This is a genomic window from Microbacterium sp. M4A5_1d (assembly GCF_053345465.1).
Genome location: NZ_JBKFAD010000001.1, coordinates 1067941 through 1082177 on the forward strand (window position 1 = coordinate 1067941; position 14237 = coordinate 1082177).

General features: G+C 70.8%; 13 protein-coding genes and 1 tRNA gene. 7 read left to right on the forward strand and 7 right to left on the reverse strand.

Annotation, left to right across the window (positions count from 1 at the left end; all coding sequences use genetic code 11):
* Positions 1–3 precede the first annotated feature (3 nt).
* Together ACLBWJ_RS05140 and ACLBWJ_RS05145 are read left to right on the forward strand one after the other, a co-directional pair.
* On the forward strand, positions 4–522 hold the full coding sequence (locus ACLBWJ_RS05140; RefSeq protein WP_354451135.1) for a MarR family winged helix-turn-helix transcriptional regulator: 519 nt from the start codon (positions 4–6) through the stop codon (positions 520–522).
* Positions 523–664: 142 nt separating this feature from the next.
* Positions 665–1693, forward strand: a complete 1029-nt coding sequence (locus tag ACLBWJ_RS05145; protein ID WP_447659843.1) for an NADP-dependent oxidoreductase — start codon at positions 665–667, stop codon at positions 1691–1693.
* A gap of 111 nt (positions 1694–1804) precedes the next feature.
* On the opposite strand, the gene ACLBWJ_RS05150 is transcribed toward ACLBWJ_RS05145, so the two are convergent.
* Positions 1805–2704 carry a LysR family transcriptional regulator ArgP gene (locus ACLBWJ_RS05150; protein WP_447659844.1) on the reverse strand — a complete coding sequence of 300 codons (900 nt, stop codon included), beginning with the start codon at positions 2702–2704 and terminating at the stop codon, positions 1805–1807.
* A 71-nt stretch (positions 2705–2775) separates the two neighbouring features.
* Between ACLBWJ_RS05150 and ACLBWJ_RS05155 the strand changes: the two genes are divergently transcribed.
* The gene (locus tag ACLBWJ_RS05155) at positions 2776–3393 is read left to right on the forward strand and encodes a LysE/ArgO family amino acid transporter (RefSeq protein ID WP_282502190.1); all 618 of its coding nucleotides are present in this window, start codon (positions 2776–2778) and stop codon (positions 3391–3393) included.
* A 14-nt stretch (positions 3394–3407) separates the two neighbouring features.
* Positions 3408–3683, forward strand: coding sequence for an acylphosphatase (locus ACLBWJ_RS05160; protein ID WP_447659845.1), 276 nt, complete (start codon positions 3408–3410; stop codon positions 3681–3683).
* A 37-nt stretch (positions 3684–3720) separates the two neighbouring features.
* Here the strand turns inward: ACLBWJ_RS05160 and ACLBWJ_RS05165 are convergent, their stop codons facing one another.
* The 6 genes from ACLBWJ_RS05165 to ACLBWJ_RS05190 form a co-directional block, all read right to left on the reverse strand.
* On the reverse strand, positions 3721–4764 hold the full coding sequence (locus ACLBWJ_RS05165) for an NAD(P)H-dependent flavin oxidoreductase (RefSeq protein WP_447659846.1): 1044 nt from the start codon (positions 4762–4764) through the stop codon (positions 3721–3723).
* A gap of 86 nt (positions 4765–4850) precedes the next feature.
* Complete coding sequence (gene rplA / locus ACLBWJ_RS05170) at positions 4851–5540, reverse strand: 50S ribosomal protein L1 (RefSeq protein ID WP_112616874.1); 690 nt, start codon at positions 5538–5540, stop codon at positions 4851–4853.
* Positions 5541–5553: 13 nt separating this feature from the next.
* Entirely contained in the window at positions 5554–5985 is a 432-nt protein-coding gene (rplK, locus tag ACLBWJ_RS05175) for a 50S ribosomal protein L11 (protein WP_023952050.1), read from the reverse strand.
* Between the two features lie 216 nt (positions 5986–6201).
* Positions 6202–7263, reverse strand: coding sequence for a transcription termination/antitermination protein NusG (nusG, locus tag ACLBWJ_RS05180; protein WP_181574192.1), 1062 nt, complete (start codon positions 7261–7263; stop codon positions 6202–6204).
* 74 nt (positions 7264–7337) lie between these two features.
* Entirely contained in the window at positions 7338–7595 is a 258-nt protein-coding gene (gene secE / locus ACLBWJ_RS05185) for a preprotein translocase subunit SecE (RefSeq protein WP_114588099.1), read from the reverse strand.
* A gap of 44 nt (positions 7596–7639) precedes the next feature.
* Positions 7640–7712 (reverse strand) — tRNA-Trp (locus ACLBWJ_RS05190).
* 245 nt (positions 7713–7957) lie between these two features.
* Between ACLBWJ_RS05190 and ACLBWJ_RS05195 the strand changes: the two genes are divergently transcribed.
* From ACLBWJ_RS05195 to ACLBWJ_RS05205, 3 genes are all read left to right on the forward strand, one after another.
* A complete protein-coding gene (locus ACLBWJ_RS05195; protein ID WP_447659847.1) occupies positions 7958–9349 on the forward strand; it encodes an HNH endonuclease in 1392 nt (463 codons plus the stop codon).
* 148 nt (positions 9350–9497) lie between these two features.
* Positions 9498–11348 (forward strand): HSP90 family protein, encoded by a 1851-nt coding sequence (locus ACLBWJ_RS05200; protein WP_447659848.1) that lies wholly within the window; start codon positions 9498–9500, stop codon positions 11346–11348.
* A gap of 36 nt (positions 11349–11384) precedes the next feature.
* Positions 11385–14171 carry a hypothetical protein gene (locus ACLBWJ_RS05205; RefSeq protein ID WP_447659849.1) on the forward strand — a complete coding sequence of 929 codons (2787 nt, stop codon included), beginning with the start codon at positions 11385–11387 and terminating at the stop codon, positions 14169–14171.
* The last annotated feature ends 66 nt before the right edge of the window (positions 14172–14237 follow it).

Here is a 14237-nt window from a genome sequence, read left to right on the forward strand (position 1 = left end):
GGGATGACCGCGCGAGAGTCCGCCGAGTCCCGGGGGTGCACCACCCCCGGGACTTCCGGCCCGTGGGGATCGGTCTTCGACGACGAGCGCACCGCGGCCGTCCGAGCGCTCGAGCTCGAGTTCGGTGAGCTGTTCACGCACGTCCGGCGGCTGTTCGCCGAGAACGCCGACCGGCTGAGCCCGGGAATGCTCCCGGGCGCGTACAAGGTGTTCACGACGATCGCGCGCCGTGGCGAGATCACGCTCTCCGCCCTCGCCGAGACGCTCCACTCCGACAAGGGCCAGATCAGCCGCACGGTCCGCGAGCTCGAGGAGCTCCAGCTCGTGCAGCGCACGCCCGACCCCGCTGACGGCCGCTCGAGCCTGCTCTCGGCCACCCCCGACGGCATCCGCCGGCTCGACGCCGTCCGCGCGCCGCGCGAGAACTCGCTGCTGACCGCGCTCGAGTCGTGGCACGTCGACGACATCCGCGAGCTCACCCGACTGCTCCACGCCCTGTCGTCATCCGAGACGCCCGACTGAACGCCCTCGCTCCCGCTTCCGGCGACGCCGAGCTTCTCCCTCCGGTGACCGCGGCGTAACACGGTCGAGACAATCTCACGATTGACTGAGATCGACCGAGCATCATCGCCGCCGACGCCGCGGTGTGAGGAAGGAGCGACGGATGAGATTCCGGCCGCTGCGCACAGCAACCGCCTCCCAGCCGACGACGCCGGCCGAGGCGACGCCCGAGACGATGCGAGCGGTCGTGTTCGATGAACCCGGCGCGCCCGAGGTTCTCCGCGTGACCAATGTCCCGGTGCCCTCTCCCGCCCTGAGCGAAGTGCTCGTGCGAGTGGTGGCCGCCGGTGTGAACCCCATCGACACCAAGACGCGGCTGGGACGCGGTGTGGCAGGACTCATCGATCGCTGGCCGAGCACCCTCGGCTTCGACTTCAGCGGCGTGGTCATCGCGAGCCCCTACGAGACCCACGAGCTGCAGCCCGGCACCGAGGTGTTCGGCATGCTACCGTTCCCCCGCTCGGGTGGCAGCTACGCGGAGTACGCCGTCGTGCCCTCGCTGTCCGTCGCCCGAAAGCCCGCGAGCCTGTCGCATGTGGAGGCGGCGGGGGTTCCCCTCGCCGCGCTCACCGCTTGGGGGCTGGTGGTCGAGACCGCCCACGCGCACGAGGGACAGCGAATGCTGATCCACGCCGGATCGGGCGGGGTCGGTCACTTCGCTGTGCAGCTCGCCGCGTACTTCGGCGCACAGGTGACCGCCACCGGCTCGGACCGCAACCTGCCCTGGCTGCGCGAGCTCGGCGCTTCGGTCGCGATCGACTACGCGACGACGCGCTTCGAGGACGTCGTCGGCGAGATGGATGTCGTCATCGACCTCGTGGGCAACGTGCACGACGACACCGGTTCCCGCTCGCTCGGGGTGCTGCGTCCGGGCGGTCTGTACGTCATGGTCCCGACCGGCGGATGGCCGGGGTACGCCGAGGCGGCCGCGGCGGCGGGCGTACGCGCGACCGGGTACAAGGTGATCCCCGACGGCAGCGTGCTGGCCACCCTCGGCCGCCTGCTCGACTCGGGCGCCATCCAGGTCTTCGTCGACAGCGTCCACGACCTCGCCGATGCCGCCGCCGCTCACGTCGAGGTCGAGCGGGGTCACTCCCGCGGAAAGGTCGTCCTCACGGTCGCGGAATCCTGAGTCCCCGCCCGACGGCCGGGTTTCGCCGAGCACGCACCGTCCAGCCCACCACATACCGTCACAGCGACACTCTCGCGACGAGCGTGCACTCTCGGCGAAGCGAGCTCGGGCTCACGCGACGGGCTCGAGCACGCGCCGGGCTTCTGCGACGATCTCCTCGGCGACCGCGTCGAGGAGCGGCGAAGCGAGGTTCCACTGCTGCCAGTACAGCGGCACGACGATGTCGTCTCCCCCGAGCCGCACCAGCTCGCCCCGTTCCACGTGCACGCGTGACTGCAGTGTCGGCAGGAGCGCCCACCCGAGGCCGAGCAGCACGGCGGTCGCGAAGTCCTGGGATGCCGGGACGCGGTGCCGCGGCGGTGCGTCGGCAGCCACACCCGCGCCGCGCAGCCACCGGGTCTGCAGCTCGTCGCGGCGGTCGAAGTCCACGACCGGCGCCGACGCGAGTCCGGCGCGATCGGGTCCTGCGCCCACGCCCGCGCCCTCCGCGAACCATCGCCTCGCAAAGGCGGGCGTTGCGACCGCCTCGTACCGCAACGCGCCGAGCGCCGACACCCGGCATCCCGCCACCGGAACCCGCCGAGAGGTCACCGCGCCCATGACCGTTCCGCTCTCGAGCAGGCCGGCGGTGAAGTCCTGATCGTCGCGATGCAGGTCGAACACGACATCCCGTGCGGACGCGACCCGGGCGAGCGGCGGCAGGAACCACGTCGCGAGCGAGTCGGCGTTGACCGCGAGCGGAACGCTCGTGGCCTCTTCGTCGGCCCCCTCGAACGCGTCGCGCTCGAGCAGGGCGAGCTGGCGGGCGTAGCGCACGAAGCGGTGCGCCGCCTCGGTCGCGCGCGCAGGCTTCGACCGCACGAGCAGAACCTGGCCGGCGACGCGCTCCAGAGCCCGCACCCGCTGGCTCACGGCGGATGGCGTGATGTGCAGACGACGCGCGGCGGCATCCAGGCTCCCCTCGTCGAGGATCACCGCGAGGGTCTCGACCAGCTCGACCGGAACGCGCATCTTCAGCTGTGCTTCATCGACTGCAGATCCATGAACTGGACTGTACCGACCTGCGACCCTAGCGTCGACTCGTGCTCTCCGCTTCCCTCTCGGGCCTCGGCCTCGGCCTGTCGCTCATCGTCGCCATCGGCGCGCAGAACCTGTTCGTGCTGCGGCAGGGCATCCGGCGGGAATACGTTCTACTCGTCGCGACCATCTGCGCCGTATCCGACGCCGTGCTGATCGTCGCGGGGGTGACCGGCCTCGGCCTCGTGGTGGCGGGCCTGCCGTGGCTGGTGCCCGTCGTGCGGTGGGCCGGCGCGGCGTTCCTCCTCGCCTACGGCCTCCTCGCTGCTCGTCGTGCCTGGCGCCCCAGCGGGCAAGCTCTCGACGCGCAGGCGGCGACCGAGCGCCCCGCGCCGGCCCGCCGCGCCGCCGTCGCGCTCACGTGCCTCGCGCTGACCTGGCTGAACCCCCACGTCTACCTCGACACCGTCTTCCTCCTCGGGAGCATCGCCGCGACCCACGGCGACGACCGCGTCTGGTTCGCTGTCGGCGCTGTGACGGCGAGCGTCGTCTGGTTCTTCGCGCTCGCGTTCGGAGCGCGCCTCCTCGGGCGCGTGCTCGCGACTCCGGGCGCGTGGCGCGTGCTCGACGGGCTCGTCGCCCTGGTCATGATCCTCCTCGCCGTGAGCCTCGTCTGGCCGTGAGGCAGGATGAGGGGATGCGAAGCGTTCACGTGGTCGTCGAGGGCCGTGTCCAGGGCGTCGGATATCGCTACAGCCTGCTGCTCGAAGCTGATAGGCGCGGCGTCGCCGGCTGGGTGCGCAACCGTAGCGACGGCACCGTCGAGGCTGCCCTGGAAGGCACGGATGACGCTGTCGACGCGGTGCTCGCCTGGATGGCGGAGGGCCCTCCCGGGGCGCGGGTCGACGCGGCGCGGGTCACCGACGCGCTGCGCATCGGCTCGATGGGCTTCGAGGTTCGCGACACCCAGTGACCGAAGCCGCGGCACCGCGCCGGCGCCGCGACCGGCCTCACGACGCCGGCAGCCCGGCGGCGAGCTCGCGCAGCACGTCTCCCGCGTCGTCTCGCGTGGCGAGACCTGCGGCCTGGCCCGCCCACAGCGACGAGAGCTCCGGGTCACCCCCGGCGGCGGCGCGGAAGACTCCCGTGAGCCAGTTCTGCGCCGGGAATGGCGCGATCACCCCCGCGGACTCGATGTGGCGGACGGCGCGATTCGGGATGCCGCGCGCGAGGCGCCCGCTCATCGCACGCGTGAGCACCGTCGAGGTGTCCTGAGCCCCGGCGATCGCGGCGCGATGGCCCTCGGATGCGGCCGACTGTCGCGTCCGGAGGAAGGCGGTCCCGACCTGCACCCCCGAGGCCCCCAAGGCGAACGCTGCGGCGACGCCGCGCCGGTCGGCAACGCCGCCCGCGGCGACCACCGGCACGGACACGGCGTCGACGACCTGCGGCACGAGAGCGAAGGTCCCCACGAGGGAATCCTCCGGCGCCCCGAGGAACGAAACGCGGTGACCCGCGGCCTCGGCGCCGCTCGCGACGATGACGTCGACGCCGCCGGCCTCGAGCGCCCGCGCCTCGGCGACCGTCGTGGAGGTCCCCATCACGCGGATGCCCAGCCGATGCGCGTCTTCCACGACCGCCGACGCGGGCACGCCGAACACCACGCTCAGGACCGCGGGTCGTGCCTCCCAGATCGCAGCGAGCTGCTCCTCGAGCGGCGGCAGGAAGCGCTCCGGCAGCTCGGGTACGGCCGCACCCGCGGCGGCGTAGAGCGGCCGCAGCGCGTCGCGCGACGGCGCGGCATCCACTCCGTCCGGCGTGACCTCGTCGCCGAGCGGCAGCCACAGGTTGAGAGCGAACGGGCGAGCCGTGCGCTCTCGGATCGACGCGACGGTCTCGCGGATCCGCGTGCCGTCGTACCCGTAGAGCCCGAACGACCCGAGTCCACCTCCCTCACTGACCGCGGCCGTCAGCGCCGCGGACGACAGACCCCCGAAGGGTCCGAGCACGATGGGCAGATCGATTCCGAGGACATCGGTGAGGGAATGCCGCATGAGCCGACGCTAGCGCGATCCGGGCGAGCCCGGAACGACGAACGGGGCCTCACCCGAAGGTGAGACCCCGTTCATGCGAATCGCGATCAGACGAGCGCGTTGACGTCCAGCGGGATGCCGGGGCCGAACGTGGTCGACACGGCGCCCTTCTGGATGTAACGACCCTTGGCGCTCGAGGGCTTCAGACGGACGATCTCCTCGACCGCCGCGTTGAAGTTCTCTTCGAGCTGCTCGGCCGAGAACGACGCCTTGCCGACGACGAAGTGCACGTTGGCGTGCTTGTCGACACGGAACTCGATCTTTCCGCCCTTGATCTCCTCGACGGCCTTGGCCGGGTTGGGGGTCACGGTGCCGGTCTTCGGGTTGGGCATGAGGCCTCGGGGACCGAGGACCTTGCCCAGGCGGCCGACCTGGCCCATGAGCTCGGGCGTCGAGACGGCCGAGTCGAAAGCGGTCCAGCCGCCGGCGACCTTCTCGATGAGCTCGGCGCCACCGACCTCGTCAGCGCCAGCGGCGATGGCGGCCTCAGCGGCCGGGCCCGTCGCGAAGACGATGACGCGAGCGGTCTTGCCCGTGCCGTGGGGCAGGATGACCGTGCCACGGACCATCTGGTCCGCCTTGCGCGGGTCGACAGCGAGCTTCAGCGCGACCTCGACGGTCGAGTCGAACTTCTTCGAACCGGTGTCCTTCGCCAGAGCGACGGCCTCGGTGGAGCTGTAGAACTTGTCGCGGTCGATCTTCGCCGCGGCTGCTTCGTAAACCTTGGACTTAGCCATTGTGTTCTCCCCCTCAGCTCTCGACCGTGATGCCCATGGAACGGGCGGTGCCGGCGATGATCAGCGAGGCGGCCTCGATGTCATTGGCGTTCAGGTCGGGCATCTTGGCCTCGGCGATCTCGCGGACCTGGTCCTTCGTGAGCTTCGCGACCTTGGTCGTGTGAGGCGTGGCCGAACCCTTGGCGACTCCGGCGGCCTTCTTGATGAGCTCCGCGGCGGGCGGGGTCTTCAGGATGAACGTGAAGCTGCGGTCCTCGTAGACGGTGATCTCCACGGGGATGACGTTGCCGCGCTGCGACTCGGTCGCGGCGTTGTACGCCTTGCAGAACTCCATGATGTTGACGCCATGCTGACCGAGCGCGGGGCCGATCGGCGGCGCCGGGTTGGCTGCTCCGGCGTTGATCTGAAGCTTGATCAGGCCGGTCACCTTCTTCTTCGGTGCCATTCGTTTTCCTTTCGTCGAGCGGATGCCGGCGGCATCCCTCTCCCGCACGCCCGGCATCTCCGAGCGGCGGTTGTGTCATGTAGGCGCACAAGCGCCCGCAAACTCCCCAAGCTTACCGCATCCTCGGCTTCGAGGATGCTGGCGAGGGCGGCGCCGGGACGACGAAGCGCCCCGGCCGCCGGGTGGCGGAGGGGCGCTCGTCGACGTGATGTCGCGTTACTGCTTGGTGACCTGGTCGAACGAGAGCTCGACGGGCGTCTCGCGCTCGAAGAGCGACACGAGCACCGTGAGCTTGCCGCTCTCGGGCTTGATCTCGCTGATCGAGCCGGGAAGGCCGGCGAACGAGCCCTCCTTGATCGTGATGGTCTCGCCGATCTCGAAGTCGACCTCGGTGACGACGCTGCGCGTGGGGGCGGCGACGCCCTTGGCCGCGCCGGCCTTGGCGGGAGCCGCTTCCTTGACCTCGACGAGCGACTTCAGCATGTTGAACGCCTCATCGAAGCGCAGCGGCGTGGGGTTGTGGGCGTTGCCCACGAAGCCCGTGACACCGGGGGTGTGGCGGACGACCGACCAGGTGTCTTCGGTGAGCTCCATGCGGACGAGCACGTAGCCGGGGATCCGGACGCGCGTGACCATCTTGCGCTGACCGTTCTTGATCTCGACGACGTCCTCCATCGGGACCTCGACCTGGTAGATGTCTTCCTCGACCTCGAGCGTCGACTTGCGCTGCTCGATGTTGGCCTTCACCTTGCGCTCGAACCCGGCGTAGGAGTGAATGACGTACCACTTGCCCGGCAGCATGCGCAGCTCGGTACGGAACGCCTCGTACGGGTCTTCGTCGTCGCCGACGGAGATCTCGATGCCGGCGGCGGCCTCGAACTCGGAGAGGTAGTCGACGGCCTCCTCGGAGACCTCGACGTCGGGCTCGGGACCGTCGTAGGGCTCGACCTCGTCGGCCGCCTCAGCGGCCTGCTCGGCGATCTCCTCCTCGAGGGAGTCGGTCAGGACCTCCGCGGCGGCTTCGGCCTCGGCGGTCTCGTCGATCTCGAGCGCGTCGTTCACGACGGCGTCGGCCTCGGGGTCGTCGATCTCCACACCGTCGAGGTCGGTGTCGTCCTGCTCGGCCTCATCGTCCACGACGTGGACAGCGGCGTGCTCGGCGGCGTCGGAGGCGCGCTCCTGGCCTGCCAGCACGTTGCCCTCCTGGGCTTCATCGTCCTCGCTGGACTGCTCGGCGGCCGTGGCCCAATCGACGTCGTCGGGGATGCGTTCTGACACTGCGTTCTCTTCCATCGGTTGTCGGGATGCCTGGCTGGCAGGCATTCGCGGGTCGTGCGGGCTGGGCCCGTCGATCAGCCCGGGACGCCGAAGACGACGGTCGTGATCCAGACGAACAGGACGTCGAGGCCGTAGACGAGCGCCATCATGACGACGACGAATCCGAGGACCACTGCCGTGAACTTCACGAGCTCCTGGCGGGTCGGGGTGACGACCTTGCGGAGTTCGGCGAACACCTGGCGGATGAAGATGATGATCCGCGCGAAGATGTTGGGCTTCTTCTCGCGGGGCGCGCCACCTGCGGCGACGACTTCGCCACCCTCTTGGACCATCGAACCCACCTGATACCTTCCGTGTGCCGGCTGACGCCGACGCGCAGGGCGGACAGGAATCGAACCTGCAACCTGCGGTTTTGGAGACCGCTGCTCTGCCAATTGAGCTACCGCCCTAGAGATCCTTCGGACCCCGGGGTCTACGCCCGCATTCCTCCACGGCCGTCGAGTCTTCGACGCTTGGGCATGGCGAAAGAATGCAGATTTCGACTGCTCCTCTCAGTGTACGTCATGACCGCCGGGGTCGCGAACGTCGGCGCGATTTCGGCACGGGCTCCTCCCCTGGCGCGACGTGGGACGAGTTGCCCACAGGGGCACGTACGTTCGACGGGAATGTCTGAGGCTGGTGCCAGGATGGGAACATGACAGCGAACCGTGGTAGCGGGCTCGGGGGTGACGGCGCCGCGGATGCGTCGCCGCACGCCGAGGCGTTCTCCGTGTTCGCTGAGGCGCTCGACCTGTTCCATGCGGCCGATGTTTCGCGGGTTCGGGCGTTGGCGGAGCTGGGCCGGTCGGCGATGCGTGAGGCGCGGCGTGACGGCGTGCGAGGCATGGCGTCGGACATGGAGCTGCGGTCGGTGGCAGCCGAAGCGGCCGGGATGGCGCGGCTGACGGATCGGCGCCTGCAGGGTGAGATCGACCACGCGATGACCGTCATCGACGACTACCCCGCCGTGTTCGAGGCGTGGGTGCAGCGGCGGATCGAACGCGGACACGTCGATGTCGTCGTGAAGGTTGGTGCGGGAGTGCCTGCGGAGGTCCGGGAGTCGTTCGCGGAAGCCGCTATTGGGGTGTGCGAGCGGGATGTGCCCTCTCGGGTGCGGGGTGCGCTGGACGCGTTGGGGGCCCGGCTTCACCCGCAGACGTTCACGGACCGACACAAGACCGCCGCCGCCGAACGGTGCGTGCGGGTGTTCCACGGGACGGACGGGATGTCGAACCTCGTCGCCAACCTTCCGACGGTCATCGCCGCGGGGATGCTCGACCGACTCACGCAGATGGGACAGTCCGTGAAGGATGCCCGTGCTGATGGGGCAGGGGAGGGCGCGGGTGCTGCCGGGCCGGCGGATGCCGCGGAGGTGGCTGAGCCCGCCGACACGCGAACCATGGACCAACTGCGGGCCGACATCCTCGGCGACCTGGTGCTCGGCGGGGCGCCGGTGGTCGACCCCACGTACGGGATCGATCGGGCTGGTGGGCTCGGGGCGATCCGCGCGCGGGTTCAGGTGGCGGTCACCGCCGAGACGCTGATGGGTAAGGACGAGAACCCCGCCGAAGCCGTCGGGGCCGGGCTCGTCGATGCCGACACCGTGCGGCAGCTCGCCGGGCAGGTGTCGGAGTGGGACCGACTCTTCATCGACCCGGTCACCCGCACCCCGGTCGAGATCGACACCTACCGGCCCACCGCTTCGATGAAGAAACTCCTGATGGCCCGCGACCAGCACTGCCGGTTCCCCGGATGCCGCAGAGCCGCGATCCGCTGCGAGCTCGACCACACCATCGACCACGCCCTCGGTGGGCACACCCACATCTTCAACCTCGCCCACCTCTGCCAGAGACACCACTCCATGAAGCAATTCACGAAATGGGAGGTCCGGCAGGTCGGCGGAGGCGTTCTCGAATGGACCTCGCCCCTTGGCCGGGTCTACCGCGAAGACGCACCCATACCCGCGGTCTGCTTCACCATCGACACCACGGATCCGCCACCGCACGCCGCATCCAGCGGACCGCCCGACGAGCCGCCACCCTTCTGAACCGGTCCGGTTGCCATGAGCCGGCGGTCGATAATTGCGCGTCGATTCTGGACGCGAATCAGAAATGCGCCCTTACCGGGAACTGTTACGCTCTGCTGTCGCACCGAGGACGCCATCGGTGGTGCTTACCCGAAACGAAATCAGGCGGATGAATACCGGACGATCACAGCAGTTCCAGGTCGACCTTCGCGGCATCGTCGACCTCCTGAGTCGACACATCTACTCGGGTCCTCGCGTCTTCCTGCGAGAGCTGATGCAGAACGCCTGCGACGCGATCACCGCTCGGGCAGAGTTCGAAGCGAGCACATCCCCCGCAGGGATGCCGCGCCAGTCGAGCGGCATCCGCATCACCCCGCTCAGCGACCGCAGTGACGAGTTCATCGTGCGCGACGACGGCATCGGGCTCACCGCCTCAGAGGTGACGGACCTCCTCGCGACGGTCGGCCGCAGCTCGAAGCGCGACATCTTCGACCTGCCCAGGAGCGACTTCCTGGGGCAGTTCGGCATCGGACTGCTGTCGTGCTTCATGGTGGCCGAGACGATCGTCATCCGATCGCGGAGCGCGCGCGGGGGCGACGCCGTCGAATGGCAGGGCAACGCCGACGGCACGTTCACGGTGCGGACGATTCCCGACGACCTCCCGGTCGGCACGAGCGTGCACCTGCGTCCGCGCCCGGGCCAACGCGATCTCCTCAGCACGCCCGCGACGGTCGAGCTGGCCGAGACCTTCGGCGAGTTCCTCCCCATCACGGTGCGCGTCGACCTTCCCGGCGGCGGCGAGCAGCTGACGACCCGCACGCCTCCCTTCCGTGCCGCCACGACCGGCATCGACGAGGCGGCGCGCTGGGCCTACGGGCGCGATCTGCTCGGCCAGGACCCGTTCGACGCGATCCCGCTGCACGTCCCGGGAACCGATACCGTCGGAACCGCGTACGTCCTCCCCTACGCTCCCCCGCCCGGGGCCCGCCAGGCCACCCGCGTCTACCTCGGCCGGATGCTGCTGAACGAGAACGCCGACGACATCCTGCCCGACTGGGCCTTCTTCGTCCGCGCCGTGATCGACTCCACGGCCCTCAGCCCGACCGCGAGCCGCGAAGCGCTGGTCGAGGACGAGGCCCTCGAGCACACCCGCCAGGAACTCGGAGCCGCGATCCGGCGCTGGGTGCTCGACCTCGGCCTGACCGAACCGCACCGTCTCGCGCAGTTCGTCGCGGTTCACGAAGTCGCTCTCAAGTCGCTCGTGCGTCATGACGACGAGCTCGCCGCCTTCATCGTGCGTTGGCTGAGTGTCGAGACCACGCACGGCCGGATGCGGGTCGGCGACCTGATCGGCCGCTTCCCCCACCTTCGATACGTCGAGACGGTCGACGAGTACCGCCAGATCGCCGGCATCGCCGACCCGCGGCAGCCGCTCGTCAACGGCGGATATCTGTTCGACGCCGAACTGGTGCGCCTGCTCCCGCTCGTGTTCGACGGCGTCACGGTCGAGCACGTCGACCTCGCTGAGGAACTCGACCGGCTCGATCCGCCCCCGCTCGACGACCGCGCCCGCGTCCTCGCACTGGAGGAGCGCGCGAGCTCCGCCCTGTCGGCTGTCGGCTGCACCGTCGCGGTGCGTTCTCTCGACGCCGCCGAGATCCCGGCGGTCTACCTCGCAGGCGCCGAAGCGCTGCGCGCGATCGACCGTGGCCGCGCCCGATCGGTGGGCAGCCCGCTGTGGGGAAGCGTTATGGACCGCATCGACGCGACCGCCGAGAAGCTGCGCCCGGCGTCGCCCGAGAGCGCGTCCGGGGGCGTTCGGCTGTGCCTGAACTGGCAGAACTCGGTCGTGCGCTCGCTCCTGGACATCCCCGACGACCTCGCCTTCGCACGCACGGTCCACCTCCTCTACGTCCAGGCGCTCCTCGCCGCGCAGCGCCCCCTCAGCGGCGACGACCGCGCGCTCATGATGGGCGCGCTCCATGCGCTCGTCGAGCTCTCCGCGCGCCCTGCGTCCTGACCGCATCGCGCGCCTCGGCCCCCACGAAAGGACAGCATGACCAGCGACCGCATCCTCGAACTGTTCGAGCAGATCGACCGCACCCCGGTCGGCATCGAAGAGCGAGCCCTCATCAACGAGGCCATCGCCCTCGCCGTCGAGGCAGGCGACGAGCCCCTGGAGTACCGGGCCCGGATGCGGCTGACCTCGTCCGCCTGCATGAGCGGCGACACCGAGGCGATGCTGACCTCCTTCGCGTGGTGCCTCGGCAAGCATGACGACGACCCCGAGCGCTTCCCCGCCGACCTCGGCGACGAGACCGCCGACCTCATGTGGCAGTTCAAGTGGATGGCCGACAGCCTGGCCGCATCCCCGGCGTTCGACCGCGAACAGATCTCCGCCGTGCTCGACGACATGGAGAACCACTACCGCGCCGCCGGGCTCGGTCAGAGCGGCGTCCTCATGGCCCGCTTCGAGAACGCGTGGATGGCCGGCCGCCTCGACGAGGCCGAGCAGCTGCGCACCAAGCTCGAGACGACACCCCGCGACAGCCACAGCCACTGCGAGGCGTGCGTCCGCAGCGTCGTCGCCGGATACCTCATCGACACCGACCGCGAAGACGAGGCGATCCGCCTCGTCGAGGAGCTCGTCGAGGGCGACTTCTCATGCGGTGAAGAGCCGGAGCACGCGCTCGCCCGGTCGCTCGTGCCGTACCTGCACGCGGGCGAATACGACAAGGCACGCCTCGCTCACCTGCGCAGCTACCGCCTGGCGAAGGACAACGCGGACAACCTCGCCATCGTCGCCGACAACATCGTCTTCTGCGCCATCACCGGCAACGAGGCACGGGCGCTCTCGCTGGTCGAACGCCACCTCGACTGGCTCGCGCACGACGCGCTCGGCGTCGACGGGCATCTCTCCGCCCTCACCGCCTTCGCGATCGCCCTGGAAGCGGTCAGCGCCGCGGGTCACGCCGACACCATCGTGCGCGGCGCCGACTCCGAGCGGCTCCGCGCATTCTTCGGCGACCACGACGGCCCGTGGCGCGCCGCCGAGCTGGCCGCGGTGATGCGTTCGGGGGCCGAGCGGATCGCCGGCGAGTTCGATCGCCGCGACGGCACCGACGGTCACCGCCGACGCCTCGACCGGGCCTGGGCCGTCGGGCAGGAGCGCTACTCGCTCCCCCTCAGCGCCGAGCCCCTGCTCCCCCGGGTCGCCCCCGTGGCCGCACGGTCGGCCGAAGAGCTCGTCCAGCGGGCGATCGACCTCGGCGACTACGGCGCCTCCGAGGCCCTGGCTGCGGCGGATGCCGCCCTCCCCGGCGCGACCCTCGAGCAGCGCGCAAAGCTCCACTCGGCGCGCATCGCCGCTCTTGTCGCGCGCGACGACCTCGAGGGCGCCCAGGCGGCCCTGCAGGACCGTCTCGACGCCCTCCGCGCCGCCGGTCGCGACGCGGAGGCCCGGGTCGAAGAGCGCGCCGGGCTCGCGCTCTTCGGACGCGGCACCCCCGACGACCTCGAGACGCTTCGCGCGCTCCTCGCCGACGGCGAGAGCCTGCCGCCGCGCCTGCACGCGATCGTGGAGGTCGTGCTCGGCATGGCCGTCGCCGAGAGCGACCCCGATACGGCCCGCGGCCTCTTCGACGACGCCCGCGACCGCGACGCCGCCCTGGGTGACGACGACCTGCGGCGCATCGTCACGCTCGCGCGCGCGTCGTTCCAGGGCGCCGTGGGGGCGTTCGACGAGTGCGACGCGACGATCACCGCGGCCCTCGAGGACCCCACGCTCGGGGCGGGCGCACGGGCCCGGCTGCTCGGCCTGCGCGCTCGCATGCGCGGCGGACAGGAGAGGTTCCTCGACGGCGTGGCCGACGCCGACGAGCTCTGCCGCATCCTCGTCGAGCTCGACGCGCGCAGCGTGCTCCCGGGGGCATACGTGCTCGCGGCCGCGCTGAACGAGGACGCTGGCGCTCCGGGCGAGGCAGTCGCGCGCTACCGGTTCGCCGAGCGGGCCGCGACGGAGAACGGCGACTCCGTGACCGCGGTGCAGTACCGCCTCGCGCGGGCGCTGCTCGCATCCGGTTCGGCCGACGAGGCCGCCGAGCTGCTCGTGAACGTCTACTCCGACGAGACCGACCGCGAGGAGCCCGCGGCGTCTCGCGCCCAGACGCTCATGCTGCTGGCCCGCGCCTTCGAAGACGCCGGCGAACCCGGCCGCGCGGTCGGCGCCTGGGATTTCGCCGCCGAGCTGTTCGATGAGGGAGAGGCCCCGGTGGGTCGCGCCAACGCCCTCCTGTCGCACGGTCGCCTGCTGCACCGGTTCGGAGAGTTCGACGACGCCCTCGCCTCGCTCGAGACGGCGGTCGCGATCGCGCGCACGGAGCCCGACCAGAGCGGCCTGCTCGCCGAAGCGCGGCACTCGGAGGGCCAGGTCCGCGCCGCCCGCGGCGAGCAGGAGGCGCTGACAGCCCTCGACGAGGCCCGCGAGATCGCGTCCGGTCTCGGTGCCCCGTGGCTCGCCGCCGACATCACCGACTCCCGAGCCCGCGCGCTCGCGATGCTCGGGCAGGCGGACGAGGCGGTCGCCACCGCTCTGCAGGCCGCCGACGGCTTCGCCGAGGTCGGCGACGCGGGCTCTGCCGGCGCGTCCGAGCTCTTCGCCGCACGCGTCCTCACGCAGCACGAGCGCGCGGCCGACGCGGTACCGCTCTATCGGTCGGTCATGGAGCGTGCCGCGGAGATCCCGCCGCTGCTCCAGGTGGCTGCGGGCGAGCTCGGCGACGTCTACGAGGCTCTCGGCCGCCCCGCCGAGGCCGCGGAGGTCCGCTCTCTGCTCGACGCCTGAGCCCGGTCACCCCACGACCCCGATCACCCACGACGAAGGGCGCGCCGATCCGCTCGGCGCGCCCTT

What these genes read in the sequence shown, in the direction of transcription:
- ACLBWJ_RS05205 (WP_447659849.1), top strand. Translation starts at nt 11,385, where the DNA reads ATGACCAGCGACCGCATCCTCGAACTGTTCGAGCAGATCGACCGCACC.
- ACLBWJ_RS05140 (WP_354451135.1), top strand. Translation starts at nt 4, where the DNA reads ATGACCGCGCGAGAGTCCGCCGAGTCCCGGGGGTGCACCACCCCCGGG.
- ACLBWJ_RS05165 (WP_447659846.1), bottom strand. Translation starts at nt 4,764, where the DNA reads ATGCGGCATTCCCTCACCGATGTCCTCGGAATCGATCTGCCCATCGTG.
- ACLBWJ_RS05200 (WP_447659848.1), top strand. Translation starts at nt 9,498, where the DNA reads ATGAATACCGGACGATCACAGCAGTTCCAGGTCGACCTTCGCGGCATC.
- rplK (WP_023952050.1), bottom strand. Translation starts at nt 5,985, where the DNA reads ATGGCACCGAAGAAGAAGGTGACCGGCCTGATCAAGCTTCAGATCAAC.
- rplA (WP_112616874.1), bottom strand. Translation starts at nt 5,540, where the DNA reads ATGGCTAAGTCCAAGGTTTACGAAGCAGCCGCGGCGAAGATCGACCGC.
- secE (WP_114588099.1), bottom strand. Translation starts at nt 7,595, where the DNA reads ATGGTCCAAGAGGGTGGCGAAGTCGTCGCCGCAGGTGGCGCGCCCCGC.
- ACLBWJ_RS05150 (WP_447659844.1), bottom strand. Translation starts at nt 2,704, where the DNA reads ATGCGCGTTCCGGTCGAGCTGGTCGAGACCCTCGCGGTGATCCTCGAC.
- ACLBWJ_RS05160 (WP_447659845.1), top strand. Translation starts at nt 3,408, where the DNA reads ATGCGAAGCGTTCACGTGGTCGTCGAGGGCCGTGTCCAGGGCGTCGGA.
- ACLBWJ_RS05195 (WP_447659847.1), top strand. Translation starts at nt 7,958, where the DNA reads ATGACAGCGAACCGTGGTAGCGGGCTCGGGGGTGACGGCGCCGCGGAT.
- ACLBWJ_RS05145 (WP_447659843.1), top strand. Translation starts at nt 665, where the DNA reads ATGAGATTCCGGCCGCTGCGCACAGCAACCGCCTCCCAGCCGACGACG.